The sequence below is a fragment of the Bradyrhizobium sp. JR3.5 genome (assembly GCF_054057015.1).
The window spans coordinates 1,787,576-1,801,155 of record NZ_JBSRYV010000002.1; the positions used below are offsets into that span (position 1 = coordinate 1,787,576).

9 protein-coding genes and 1 pseudogene are annotated in these 13,580 nt (G+C 65.4%); 7 read left to right on the forward strand and 3 right to left on the reverse strand.

Annotated features, from left to right (window positions below):
• The first annotated feature begins 16 nt into the window (after positions 1-16).
• The 7 genes from gap (at position 17) to ACVWW1_RS25405 (ending at position 7,566) form a co-directional block, all read left to right on the forward strand.
• Positions 17-1,024, forward strand: coding sequence for a type I glyceraldehyde-3-phosphate dehydrogenase (gene gap / locus ACVWW1_RS25375; RefSeq protein WP_456657823.1), 1,008 nt, complete (start codon positions 17-19; stop codon positions 1,022-1,024).
• A gap of 142 nt (positions 1,025-1,166) precedes the next feature.
• The gene (locus ACVWW1_RS25380) at positions 1,167-2,363 is read left to right on the forward strand and encodes a phosphoglycerate kinase (protein ID WP_456657824.1); all 1,197 of its coding nucleotides are present in this window, start codon (positions 1,167-1,169) and stop codon (positions 2,361-2,363) included.
• Between the two features lie 138 nt (positions 2,364-2,501).
• Positions 2,502-3,569 carry a class II fructose-bisphosphate aldolase gene (gene fba, locus ACVWW1_RS25385; protein ID WP_207833091.1) on the forward strand — a complete coding sequence of 356 codons (1,068 nt, stop codon included), beginning with the start codon at positions 2,502-2,504 and terminating at the stop codon, positions 3,567-3,569.
• Between the two features lie 198 nt (positions 3,570-3,767).
• On the forward strand, positions 3,768-4,793 hold the full coding sequence (locus ACVWW1_RS25390; protein ID WP_456657825.1) for a class I fructose-bisphosphate aldolase: 1,026 nt from the start codon (positions 3,768-3,770) through the stop codon (positions 4,791-4,793).
• Positions 4,794-5,471, forward strand: coding sequence for a thiamine phosphate synthase (locus ACVWW1_RS25395; protein ID WP_456657826.1), 678 nt, complete (start codon positions 4,794-4,796; stop codon positions 5,469-5,471).
• Positions 5,472-5,478: 7 nt separating this feature from the next.
• Positions 5,479-6,552 (forward strand): tetratricopeptide repeat protein, encoded by a 1,074-nt coding sequence (locus ACVWW1_RS25400; RefSeq protein WP_456657827.1) that lies wholly within the window; start codon positions 5,479-5,481, stop codon positions 6,550-6,552.
• Positions 6,553-6,771: 219 nt separating this feature from the next.
• Complete coding sequence (locus tag ACVWW1_RS25405; protein ID WP_173638789.1) at positions 6,772-7,566, forward strand: inositol monophosphatase family protein; 795 nt, start codon at positions 6,772-6,774, stop codon at positions 7,564-7,566.
• A 14-nt stretch (positions 7,567-7,580) separates the two neighbouring features.
• Here the strand turns inward: ACVWW1_RS25405 and ACVWW1_RS25410 are convergent, their stop codons facing one another.
• From ACVWW1_RS25410 to ACVWW1_RS25420, 3 genes and pseudogenes are all read right to left on the reverse strand, one after another.
• Positions 7,581-8,711 (reverse strand): AAA family ATPase, encoded by a 1,131-nt coding sequence (locus tag ACVWW1_RS25410; protein ID WP_456657828.1) that lies wholly within the window; start codon positions 8,709-8,711, stop codon positions 7,581-7,583.
• Between the two features lie 116 nt (positions 8,712-8,827).
• A pseudogene (locus ACVWW1_RS25415) lies at positions 8,828-11,988 on the reverse strand (multidrug efflux RND transporter permease subunit).
• A 6-nt stretch (positions 11,989-11,994) separates the two neighbouring features.
• Positions 11,995-13,197: an efflux RND transporter periplasmic adaptor subunit gene (locus tag ACVWW1_RS25420; protein WP_456657829.1), complete on the reverse strand. Its 1,203-nt coding sequence runs from the start codon at positions 13,195-13,197 to the stop codon at positions 11,995-11,997.
• Positions 13,198-13,580 lie beyond the last annotated feature (383 nt).

Here is a 13,580-nt window from a genome sequence, read left to right on the forward strand (position 1 = left end):
TTAGAGGAGACACAGCATGGCAATCCGCGTCGCGATCAACGGGTTTGGGCGTATCGGCCGCAATGTGTTGCGCGCCATCGCCGAGTCCGGCCGCAAGGACATCGAGGTGGTCGGCATCAACGACCTCGGCCCGGTCGAGACCAACGCGCACCTGCTGCGCTTCGATTCCGTGCACGGCCGCTTTCCGGGCACCGTGACCGTCGACGGCGACTCGATCAGCGTCGGCGACAACAAGATCAAGGTCTCGGCCGAGCGCGATCCCTCCAAGCTGCCGTGGAAGGCCCTCGGCGTCGACATCGCGCTGGAATGCACCGGCATCTTCACCGCCAAGGACAAGGCCTCGGCGCACCTCGCCGCCGGCGCCAAGCGCGTGCTGGTCTCCGCCCCGGCCGATGGCGCTGACGCCACCATCGTCTACGGCGTCAACCATGACACGCTGAACAAGGATCAGCTCGTCGTCTCCAACGGCTCCTGCACCACCAACTGCCTCGCGCCGGTTGCCAAGGTGTTGAACGAGACGGTCGGCATCGAGACCGGCTTCATGACCACGATCCACGCCTATACCGGCGACCAGCCGACGCTCGACACCCTGCACAAGGATCTCTATCGCGGTCGCGCCGCGGCGATGTCGATGATCCCGACCTCGACCGGTGCCGCGAAAGCCATCGGCCTGGTGCTGCCGGAACTGAAGGGCAAGCTCGACGGTGTCTCGATCCGCGTGCCGACCCCGAACGTTTCGGTGATCGATCTGAAGATCGTCGCCAAGCGCTCCACCGACGCCAAGGAAATCAACGAGGCGATGAAGCGCGCCTCCGAGCAGCAGCTCAAGGGTATCCTCGGTTTCACCACCGCGCCGAACGTCTCGATCGACTTCAACCACGATCCACACTCGGCCACCTTCCACATGGACCAGACCAAGGTGCAGAACGGCACGCTGGTGCGCGTGATGGCCTGGTACGACAATGAGTGGGGCTTCTCGAACCGCATGGCGGACACCGCCGTCGCGATCGGCAAGCTGATCTAAATTCGACTGTTCGTGATGCCCGGCCGAGCGCCGGGCATCTGCGTGTTTGCCCCCGCATTCGCGACCTCAACGGCCGCGACATCGGCAAGCGAAAGCGACGCCGTCCGCTGGATGGCTGTGTCCGGCCGCACAGGAAACGCCCATGACCAAATCGTTCCGCACCCTCGACGACGTCAACGTGAAGGGCAAGCGCGTGCTGCTGCGCGTCGACCTCAACGTCCCCATGGAAGGCGGCCGCGTCACCGACGCCACGCGGCTCGAGCGCGTTGCTCCCACCATCACCGAAATTTCCGATAAGGGCGGCAAGGTGATCTTGCTCGCCCATTTCGGCCGGCCCAAGGGACGCGATCCCAAGGAGTCGCTGAAGCCGGTCGCCGAGGCGCTGTCGAAGGTGATCAAGCGCCCGGTCGGCTTCGCCGAGGATTGCATCGGCGAGCCCGCGGCCAAGGCGGTTGCGGCCCTCAAGGACGGCGACATCCTCTGCCTGGAGAACACCCGCTTCCACAAGGAAGAGGAAAAGAATGACGCCGGCTTCGTCGCTGAACTGGCCAAGCTCGGCGACATCTGGGTCAACGACGCCTTCTCCGCCGCGCATCGCGCCCACGCCTCGACCGAAGGGCTCGGCCACAAGCTGCCGGCCTATGCCGGCCGCACCATGCAGGCCGAGCTCGACGCGCTCGGCAAGGCGCTGGAAGCACCGACCAAGCCCGTGATCGCGATCATCGGCGGCGCCAAGGTCTCGACCAAGATCGATCTGCTGGAAAACCTCGTGAACAAGGTCGACGCGCTGGTGATCGGCGGCGGCATGGCCAACACCTTCCTGCACGCGCAGGGCATCGCCGTCGGCAAGTCGCTCGCCGAAAAGGACCTCGCCGCGACCGCGCTGCGGATCATGGAGAAGGCCAATGCCGCCAATTGCGCGATCATTCTGCCCGTCGATGCGGTCGTCGCCAACCAGTTCGCCGCCAATGCACCGTCGCACGCCTACGGCCTCGACGCGATCCCGGCCGACGGCATGATCCTCGACGTCGGCCCGCAATCGATCGCGCGGATCCATGCCGCGATCGACGATGCCGCGACGCTGGTCTGGAACGGACCGCTCGGCGCCTTCGAGCTGACGCCGTTCGACCGCGGCACCGTGGTGTCGGCCAAGCATGCCGCCGAGCGCACCCGGGCCAGGAAGCTGATCTCGGTCGCCGGCGGCGGCGATACCGTCGCGGCGCTCAACCAGGCGGGCGTGGCCGGCGATTTTTCCTACGTCTCGACCGCGGGCGGCGCGTTTCTTGAATGGATGGAAGGCAAGCCGCTGCCGGGCGTCGAAGTGTTGAAAAACGGTTGATCCAGAGCATGATCCGGAAAAGTGTGAAGCGGTTTTCCGAAAAGACCATGCTCAAACAAAGAGCTAAAGCGCGATGACGATTCAACCTAATCTCATCGCGCCTCAAATCCGCGAACGCGCTTTACAGGGAGAAATGGAATGGCTCGCATAACATTGCGGCAACTGCTCGATCACGCGGCCGAGCATGATTACGGCGTACCTGCCTTCAACATCAACAACATGGAGCAGGCGCTGGCGATCATGGCCGCGGCCTCCGAGGTCGACGCGCCCGTCATCATCCAGGCCTCGCGCGGTGCGCGGTCCTACGCCAACGACGTCATGCTCAAGCACATGATGGACGCCGTCACCGAGATCTACCCGCAGATCCCGGTCTGCGTGCATCTCGACCACGGCAACGAGCCCGCCACCTGCATGACCGCGATCCAGGCCGGCTTCACCTCGGTCATGATGGACGGCTCGCTGAAGGCTGACGGCAAGACGCCGGGCGACTGGGACTACAATGTCGGCGTCACCAGGACCGTGACCGGCATGGCCCATCTCGGCGGCATCTCGGTGGAAGGCGAGCTCGGCGTGCTCGGCTCGCTCGAGACCGGCATGGGCGACAAGGAAGACGGCCACGGTGCCGAGGGCAAGCTGTCGCATGACCAGCTTCTGACCAATCCGGACGAGGCCGTGAAGTTCGTCAAGGAAACCAAGGTCGATGCGCTGGCGATCGCGATGGGCACCTCGCACGGCGCCTACAAATTCACCCGCAAGCCCGACGGCGACATCCTCGCCATGAACGTGATCGAGGAAATCCATCGCAAGCTGCCGAACACGCATCTCGTGATGCACGGCTCCTCGTCGGTGCCGCAGGAGCTGCAGGAGATCATCAACGCCAATGGCGGCAAGATGAAGCCGACCTGGGGCGTGCCGGTCGCCGAGATCCAGCGCGGCATCAAGAACGGCGTGCGCAAGATCAACATCGACACCGACAACCGGATGGCGATGACCGGCCAGATCCGCAAGGTGCTCAAGGACAATCCGGAAGAGTTCGATCCGCGCAAATACCTGAAGCCCGCGATGGAGGCGATGACCAAGCTGTGCAAGCAGCGCCTGCAGGAGTTCAACACCGCGGGCCAGGCCAGCAAGATCAAGAAGGTGCTGACCACGGCGGAAATGGCCAAGCGCTACGCTTCGGGCGCGCTCGATCCCAAGGTCGCCTGACAAGGCTGAGAGATCGCCTGACAACTTCTCGCCTGAATCATTAAGGCGGGACACCGGTTCTGACGCAGTTGGAAACGGTGTCCCGGGGCTTGATCGCCGGCTGCGACAAACATCGGCCGCGACGAACGTTTTCTAGGCATTTGCCCGAGAACCGCCTATTTTGGTTTGCAAAGGCAATGGCTCCGGAGGACGCCCCCGATGAACCTCGCTGACCTCAACAAAGTTGCGCTTGCCATGGTCACCCAGGGCAAGGGCATCCTCGCCGCAGACGAATCCTCCGGCACCATCAAGAAGCGCTTCGACGCCATCAAGGTCGATTCGACCGAAGACAGTCGCCGCGACTATCGCGAGATGCTGTTCCGCTCGCAGGAGGCGATGAGCAAGTACATTTCGGGCGTCATCCTCTACGACGAGACGATCTGGCAGAATGCCAAGGACGGCACGCCGCTGGTCAAGCTGATCGAGCAGGCCGGCGCGATCCCCGGCATCAAGGTCGACGAAGGCACCCAGGCGCTGCCGAACTGCCCGGGCGAACTCGTCACCGTCGGCCTCGACAAGCTCGCGGAGCGCTTGAAGAAATATTACGAGCGCGGTGCGCGCTTTGCGAAGTGGCGCGCCGTGATCGATATCGGGCCGCGAATCCCGACCCAGACCGCGGTCCGCGTCAATGCGCACGCGCTGGCGCGCTACGCGGCGCTGTGCCAGGCCGCGCAGATCGTCCCGATCGTCGAGCCTGAGGTGCTGATGGACGGCGATCACGACATCGACCGCTGCTATGAGGTGACGCAGCGCGTGCTGAATCGCACCTTCCAGGAATTGCGGGTGCAGCGTGTTGCGCTGGAAGGCATGATCCTGAAGCCTAACATGGTGATCTCGGGCAAGAAATGCCCGAAGCAGGCGTCGGTGCAGGAAGTCGCCGAGAAGACCATCCGCCTGCTCAAGAGCTGCGTGCCGGCCGCGGTGCCGGGCATCGCCTTCCTCTCCGGCGGACAGAGCGACGAGGAGGCGACCGCGCATCTCGACGCCATGAACAAGATCGGCCACCTGCCCTGGCGGCTGACCTTCTCCTATGGCCGTGCTCTGCAGGCGGCGCCGCAGAAGGCGTGGTCCGGCAAGCCTGACAACGTCCCGGCCGGCCAGCGCGCCTTCTCGCATCGCGCCCGGATGAACGGGCTGGCGAGCACCGGCAATTGGGAAGCCGGCCTCGAAAAACAGGCGGCATAGTTGGCCACCAAGCCCGTTCCGCCGCGGCCGGCGCCGCGCCTCTATCTGGCAACCCCGCCGGTCGACGAGCCCGCACGGCTTGCGGCCGAGCTTGCCGACCTGCTTGCCGCGGCCGACATCGCGGCCGTTCTGGTGCGGCTGCGCGAGACCGATCCGCGCAGCATGATCTCCACCATCAAGGCGCTGGCGCCTGCGATCCAGAACGCGGGCGCGGCACTGCTGATCGACGGCCATCCCGACATCGTGGCCCGCGCCGGCGCCGACGGCGCGCATCTGACCGGCCTCGCCGCAATGGAAGAGGCGATGCCCTCGCTGAAGCCCGACCGCATCGCAGGCGTCGGCGGCCTCGCGACGCGCCACGATTCCATGGCCGCAGGCGAAGCCGGTGCCGATTATGTGCTGTTCGGCGAGCCCGACACCAAGGGGCAGCGGCCCTCGCTTGAGGCGATCGCCGAGCGGCTGCAATGGTGGGACGAATTGTTCGAGCCGCCCTGCGTCGGCTTTGCGACCTCGCGCGAGGAGGCCGAGGCATTTGCCGCGGCCGGCGCGGATTTCGTGCTGGTCGGAGATTTCATCTGGTCCGATCCGCGCGGCGCCAAGGCCGCACTCGCCGAGATCGACACAGCGATTGCGCAGGCGCATGCCGGCACGTTGGGCCAAGCCAAGGCCGAGGGATGACGCCGGAATGAACCGTCTGCGTCCGATAGGTGTTGCGCTCGGCTGCACGATGCTGGCGAGCGGCGCGATGGCGCAGCTCTCGATCACGCCGCCGGCACAGACGCCGCCGCCCGCGAAGAAGGAGGCGCCGAAAGAGAAGCCGAAGGTGCATGCGCCCGCCGCGAAGAAGCCCGCGCCGAAGCCCGCCGCCACGCCTACGGCCACCCCGACGCCCTCGCCGACCCCGACGCCGGACGATCCCAATGTCGACCTCGTCTACGGCGCCTATCAGCGCGGCATGTACAAGACCGCCTTCGACCTCGCGATGGCGCGCGCCCAGAACAACAACGATGCCAAGGCAATGACGATGCTGGGCGAGCTCTATGCCAACGGGCTCGGCGTCAAGCGCGACTACGTCAAGGCGGACGACTGGTACAAGCGCGCATCCGATGCCGGCGACCGTGAGGCGATGTTCGCGCTCGCCATGATGCGAATCGCGGGCCGCGGCGGCGCGGTGGACAAGGATTCCGCGGTCAAGCTCCTGGCTTCGTCGGCCAAGCTCGGCGAACCCAAGGCGGCCTACAATCTCGCGCTGCTCTATCTCGACGGCCAGACCCTGCCGCAGGACCTCAGGCGCTCCGCCGAGCTGTTGCGGATGGCCGCGGACGCCGGCAGCCCCGAGGCGCAATACGCGCTGGCGACCTTCTACAAGGAAGGCACCGGCGTGCCGAAGGACCTCGAAAAGGCGGCGCGGCTGCTGCAGGCCGCCTCGCTGGCCGACAACGTCGATGCCGAGGTCGAATATGCCATCGCGCTCTACAACGGCGCCGGCACGCCGCGGAACGTACCGGCGGCGGTGGCGCTGCTGCGCAAGGCGGCCCGGCAGAACAGCGCGATCGCGCAAAACCGCCTCGCCCACGTGCTGGCGACCGGCGCAGGTGCCCCGGTGGACAAGGTCGAGGCGCTGAAATGGCACACGGTCGCCAAGACGGCCGGCAAGGGTGACCCCGATCTCGACGACATCCTTGCCGATATGAGCCCGGAAGACCGCGCCAAGGGCGAGGCAGCCGCGCGAAAATGGATCGGAAACAACGTCAAATGACGCCTTGACGGGGCGGCCTCCAGAGGGCACCCAGTCCGGCAATCCAAGGCAGTGCCCCTCCCGCCCCGTCATCCTGAGGTGCGAGCGGAGCGAGCCTCGAAGGATGAACAGCCCGGCTGGTGGCCGTTCATCCTTCGAGACGCGCGTTCCGCGCTCCTCAGGATGACGGGACCACGCTTGGGCCGGTCCTCCAGCACAATCGCAAAGAAACCGTTCATCATGCTCTACTCCGCCCTCATCAATGTCATGGTCAAGGCCGCGCGCCGCGCCGGCCGCAGCCTCAAGCGCGACCTCGGCGAGATCGAACACCTCCAGGTGTCGCTGAAGGGGCCGGCGAACTTCGTCTCGCTCGCCGACAAGCGCGCCGAGGAGATGCTCTATACCGACCTCGAAAAGGCCCGGCCCGGCTACGGGTTCCTCGGCGAGGAAGGCGGCAAGCGCGAAGGCTCGGACAAGAGCCACACCTGGATCGTCGATCCCTTGGACGGCACCACCAACTTCCTGCACGGTATCCCGCAATTCGCGATCTCGATCGGGCTCCAGCGCGAAGACACGATCATCGCGGGCGTGATCTACAATCCCGCCAATGACGAGCTCTACATAGCCGAACGCGGCAAGGGCGCGTTCCTCAACGACCAGCGGCTGCGCGTCGCCGGCCGCCGCCAGCTCAACGAATGCGTGGTCGCCTGCGGCCTGCCGCATATCGGCCGCGGCAATCACCAGCTGGCGCTGCAGGAGATGGCCGCGCTGCAGAACAAGGTCGCGGGCTTCCGCCGCTTCGGCGCTGCCTCGCTCGACCTCGCCTTCGTCGCCGCCGGCCGGCTCGACGGCTATTGGGAGCGCAATCTGCAAGCCTGGGACGTCGCGGCCGGCCTGCTGATGGTCCGTGAAGCCGGCGGCACCGTCTCCGGCATCCAGGGCAGTGACGACCCGCTGCAGACCGGCCACGTCGTCTGCGGCAACGAGTTCGTGCACGGCGAGCTGATCAAGATCCTCAAGCCGCTCGGGCAATAGCGCGACGGCGCGATCTAATCGTCGTCGTCATCCTCGTCGTCTTCATCGCGAAATTCACCGCCGAGCGTCAGGCCCTCGATGATGGTGGCGCCCTTCGCCTTGATCACCCGGCGCAGCGGGACCGAGCTCTCGCTCCGCAACGCCTCCATCAGAGGCTCTGAATGGGTCACGATCCAGATGTCGGCGCGGCGCGACGCCTTGGCGATCAACCTGGCCAATGGCGCCAGCAGCGATGGATGCAGGCTGGTCTCGGGCTCGTTCAGCGCGATGAACGGCGGCAGCCGATAGCCCATGAACACGGCGAGCAGGCAGATATATTTCAGCGTCCCGTCGGATAGTTCGTGCGCCTTGAACGGACGCGGCACGTCCGCTTGCTGCAGCTCAAACTCGCACCGCCCGTTTTCCGCCCATGCCCGGAGCTCGGCGCCCGGGAACGCGTCCTCGATCGCATCCTGCAGGTCGACCGCATCTTGCCTGATCGCGCTGAGCGTTGCCAGGGCAGCAGCCAGATCGCTGCCATCGGCGCTCAGCGACGGCGTCGTGATCGCCAGGCAAGGCTTTCGGATCGGCGACGCCGGATCGGTCCGGAAATCGTGATAGAAGCGCCAGCTCTGCAGCGCGTTTCGGATCAGGTCGATTTCGGGGCACGCCCTGCCGTCGAGGAAATCCGCGAGCGCGGTTTCCGACGGCAGCACCGCATCCTTGTGCTCGCTCCAGGCGCCGCTCTCGCCGCGGACGCTGACGTGCGAATTGGTCCGCTCCATCATCAGGACTTTTCGCTTGCCGTGGATCGCCTCGATGCGTTCGGACTTGATCATCGGCTCGCCGGGAAATGCCGCCTCAAGCGGGCCCGGATGTCCGAGCTCGATCGCGTAGTTGACGTGATCGAATCTGACCTCCAACCGCAACCGCCCATCTTCACCCCGCCTGCGGATGCCGAACCAGCAGACCGAGTTCAATCCACCCTCGTCGGCGATCGTGCGCGTGATCCGGCCGGTCGCCGCGTCGCGCAGCAACGACAGGGACTTGTAGAGATTGGATTTGCCGACGCCGTTTTCGCCGACGAAGACCGACAGCGGTTGAATGGGCATGTGGAGCCGCCGAATGGAGCGATAATTCGAGATCGCAATATCGGTCGGCCGCATCACATGTCCTCAATCCGCGGGTTGCCTGTACGCTCCCCGTTCAATCCAGAGATGCAATCTGAATTGGTCGGCCTGCGAAAGCAAGCCGCTGATCTGATCCGGACCGGTCGCGAACATCAGTGACCGATCCTCGCCGGTGCCGGAGGGCCATACACCTCACCCTGCTCCGGCGCCTTCTCGCGATCTCCCGCCAGCACGCGCTGCACGCTAACGAAGAACACCGGCACCAAGAGCAGCGCGAGGACCACGACGGCGATCATGCCGCCCATCACCGAGGTGCCGAGCGCCTGCTGGCTGGCGCCGCCGGCGCCGGTGGCGATCGCCATCGGCAGCACGCCGCAGACGAAGGCGAGACCGGTCATCAGGATCGGGCGAAAGCGCAAGCTACACGCCTCGATGGTCGCCTCGACCAGCGGCTTGCCCTGCGCGCGCAGGTCCTTGGCGAACTCGATGATCAGGATCGCGTCCTTGGCGGCCAGGCCGATGATGGTGATCAGGCCGACCGTGAAATAGACGTCGTTCGACAGCCCGCGTAGCGTCGCGGCCACCACCGCGCCGAGAATGCCGAGCGGAATCGTGAGCAGCACCGCGAGCGGAATGGTCCAGCTCTCATAGAGCGCGGCGAGCAGGAGGAATACCACCAGCACCGAGAGTGCGAGCAGGAACGGCGCCTGCGAGCCCGACAGCTTCTCCTGCAGCGACTGGCCGGTCCACTCGTAGCCGAATCCGCGCGGCAGCTTGTCGGCGAGCCGCTCCATCTCCGCGATCGCATCACCCGAAGTGAAGCCCGGCTTCGCCTCGCCGGAGATGCGCACCGCCGGATAGTAGTTGAAGCCCGCGATTTGAGTGGGCCCCTTCGACCATTCGATGGTGGCAAAGGCCGAGAACGGCACCAGCTGACCACGGCTGTTCTTGACGTTGTAATTGAGGATGTCGTCCGCGTTCATGCGGCTGGTCTTGTCGGCCTGCACGATGACGCGCTGCATGCGCCCGCGGTTCGGGAAGTCGTTGATGTAGTTCGAGCCGAGATTGGTCGAAATGGTATTGTTGATGTCCTCGAAGGTGAGGCCGAACGCGCCCGCCTTCTCACGGTCGATCATCAGATTGACCTGCGGCGCCGGCGGCAGGCCTTCGACATAGACCTTCTGCAACACGGGACTGGCATTGGCCTCGGCAATCAGGCGGTCGCTTGCTGCGATCAGCGCGGCATAGCCCTTCTGGCCACGGTCCTGCAGGCGGAACGAGAAGCCCGAGGAGTTGCCGAGGTTGTCGATCGGCGGCGGCTGCAGCGCCGAGATCCTGGCATCGCGGATCGTCGACGACAGGTCGCGGTTGATATCGGCGACGATGGCGGCAGCCGAATCCTTCGCGCCGCGCTCCGACCAATCCTTCAGCGTGATGAAGGCCTGTGCGGTGTTCATGCCCTGGCCGAGGAAGCTGAAGCCGGTGAGGAACGTGACGTTCTCGATGCCGGCGCGATCCTTCAGGTACTTCTCGACCTGCTCGACCGCAGCTTCGGTGCGCGCATAGGACGACTCAGACGGCGTCTGCACGTCGGTCGTGATGAAGCCCTGGTCGTCGACCGGCAGGAAGCCGCCGGGCAGCCGCACGAAGCCGTAGGCGACGCCTACGAACAACACGAGATAAATCAGCATCAGGCGGCCGGTGCGCTTCAGCCCGGCCTGCACCGTGCGGACATAGCCGGCACGGCTGGACTCGAGCACGCGATTGAAGGCGCCGAACACGCCCTTGCGGGCATGGCCGTGGCCCTTCTCGACCGGCTTGAGCAGCGTCGCGCACAGCGCCGGCGTCAGCGACAGCGCGAGCAGCGCCGAGAACGCGATCGCCGCCACCATGGTGACCGAGAACTGGCGGTAGATGATGCCGACCGAGCCGGGGAAGAACGCCATCGGCACGAACACGGCCATCAGCACCAGCGTGATGCCGATGATGGCGCCTGATATCTGCGACATCGCCTTCTTGGTGGCTTCCTTCGGCGGCAGGCCCTCTTCGGCCATGATGCGCTCGACGTTCTCAACCACGACGATGGCGTCGTCGACCAGGATGCCGACCGCCAGCACCATGCCGAACATGGTCAGCATGTTGATCGAGAAGCCCGCGATCATCAGCGTGGCGCAGGCGCCCAGCAACGCCACCGGAACCACGATGGTCGGAATGATGGTGTAGCGGATGTTCTGTAGAAATAAGAACATCACGATGAACACCAGCACCACCGCCTCGACCAGCGTCATCAGGACCTTCTCGATCGAGGCCTTCACGACGGGCGTGATGTTGTAGGGAATTTCGTAGGAGATATTGGCCGGGAAGAAGCGCGACAGCTCTTTCATCTTGGCTTCGACCGCGCTCGCGGTCGCCAGCGCATTGCCCTTCGGCGACAGCAGCACCGAGAGTCCGGCGGTCGGCTTGCCGTCGAGACGGGTGTTGAACTGGTAGCTGAGGCCGCCGATCTCGATCCGCGCGACGTCGCGCAGGCGGACCGTCGAGCCGTCGGGGTTCGCGCGCAGGATGATCGCACCGAACTCGTCGGGCGATGAGAGCTGGCCCTTCACCAGCACCTGCGCGGAGATCTTCTGCGTGTCGGTGCTCGGCTCGGCGCCGATGCTGCCGGAGGCGACCTGGGCGTTCTGCGCCGTGATCGCCTTGTTGACGTCGTCGGCGGACAGGCCATAACCGACCAGCTTGGCCGGATCGATCCAGATGCGCAGGCTGCGCTCGGTCGAATACAGCGTGGCGCGGCCGACGCCGGGGATGCGGCGCACCTCGCCCAGCACGTTGCGGATCATGAAGTCGCCGAGGCCCACTTCATCCAGCGAGCCGTCGGTCGAGTTCAGCGTGATGATCTGCAGCACGGCGGAGGAGGCTTCCTCGACCAGGATGCCCTGCTGAATCACGGCGCGCGGCAACCGCGCCTCGACGCGCTTGAGGCGGTTCTGCACCTCGACCGAGGCCTGGCTGGTGTCGGTGCCCGGCTTGAAGTTGGCGATGATCTCGACCTGGCCGAGCGAGTCGGAGGTCGATTCGAAGTTCAGGATGTTGGCGGCGCCGTTGAGCTCCTCCTCGATCAGCCGCGTGACGCTGTTGTAGAGGTTTTCAGGCGATGCGCCGGGATAGCTCGTCGAGATCGAGATCGAGGGCGCCGCGCGATGATCGGATACTGCGCAACCGCGAGCAGCGGAATCGAGATCGCGCCGACCAGACAGATGAACAGCGCGACGACCCAGGCGAAGATCGGCCTGTCGATGAAGAAGCTGGGCATGTCGGATCACCGCACCGCGTGCGCGGTCTGCTGCGAATCCGATGCCGCAGCAGCGTCGATCTCACGCCAGGCCAGCGGCCGAACCTTGTCGCCGGCGGCGAATTTCTGGAAGCCCTCGACGACGACCTTGTCGCCGGCCTTGAGGCCTTCGGTCACGAACCAGGAGCCGCCCTGCAGCGAGCCGGTGCGCACCGGCTGCACCGCGACGTGATTGTCGTCCTTGACGACGAACACCTCGCTGCCGCCGCCGCCATTGCGCTGGATCGCCTGCTGCGGCACGGCGATCGCATCGCTGTCGATGCCCTGCTCGATCTGCACGCGGACATACATGCCTGGCAGCAGGACGCGCTTCGGATTCGGGAACTCGCCGCGCAGGGTGACCTGTCCGGTATGGGCGTCGACCTTGGCGTCGGAGAACAACAGCTTGCCCGGCACCGGATAGATCGAGCCGTCGTCGAGCACGAGACGCACCTTCATCGCGTCGGCCTCGATGCGGTCGAGATCGCCGCTCTCGAAGGCGCGACGCAGCTGGTTCATCTCGGTGACCGACTGCTGGAAGTCGGCATAGATCGGATCGAGCTGCTGGATGGTCGCAAGGCTCGCGGCGTCGTTCTGCACGACGAGCGCGCCTTCGCTGATGACAGCAGCACCGATGATGCCGTCGATCGGCGCGCGAATGGTGGCGTAATCCAGATTGAGCCTGGCACGCGCGACGTCGGCCTCGCGACCCTGCACGTCGGCTTCGGCCTGCTTCAGGTTGGCGATCGCCTTCTCGTTCTCGGCCTCCGAGGTGGCGCGCTGGTTGGTGAGGGTGGCGATACGGCGGGCCTGCAGCGAGGTCTGCTCGAGCACCGCCTTGGCGCGCGCCAGCGCCGCCTCGGTCGACTGCAATTCGACCTCGAACGGGCGCGGATCGATCTGGTACAGGGGATCGCCGACCTTCACCTCGCTGCCCTGATGGAACATGCGGTTGACGACGATGCCCGAGACGCGCGGGCGCACCTCGGACACGCGGGTCGGCGCGATGCGGCCCGGCAGCTCGCGCACCATCGCGCGCGCCTGCTGCTTCACAGTGACGACACTGACGTCCGGCTCGGGTGCTTGTACGGCGGCGGTTGCGGAATTCGGCTCGTCGCAGCCAGCAAGCAGTGGCGCCGTCACGGCCAGCATCAGAGCAATGCATGCCGATTGCGCGCGAAGTCCAGACATTGAGATGATCGCCCCTGAGAGGTTTGAACAAACGAACGGCGGTGTCACGGCGACAGCGCTCGCGTTGCTGCAGTGAAAATAAAATCTCGTTGCTGCGACGCAATGCGTTTCTTGGCGGCTCATTGTCACAGAACGCTATCGCCCTGATTTCGCGGCATGTTTTATCGGGTCACTGCATTGTGAGCGGGTTCCATCGCAGGCTGTGGGAATGCGTTAAGGACTGCGTGAGCGGGAACAGGTCATTTGCCTGCGCAGGAATGCCGCACCTCGCAAGATCATGCGGCGATCCGGCCGAATCACCGCGCATCGCGCGTACCTCGTCCAACGATACGTGCAAACCGGCCTCGTCTCGCGATCTGCGCGTGGGACCGCGGGCCTGCGCG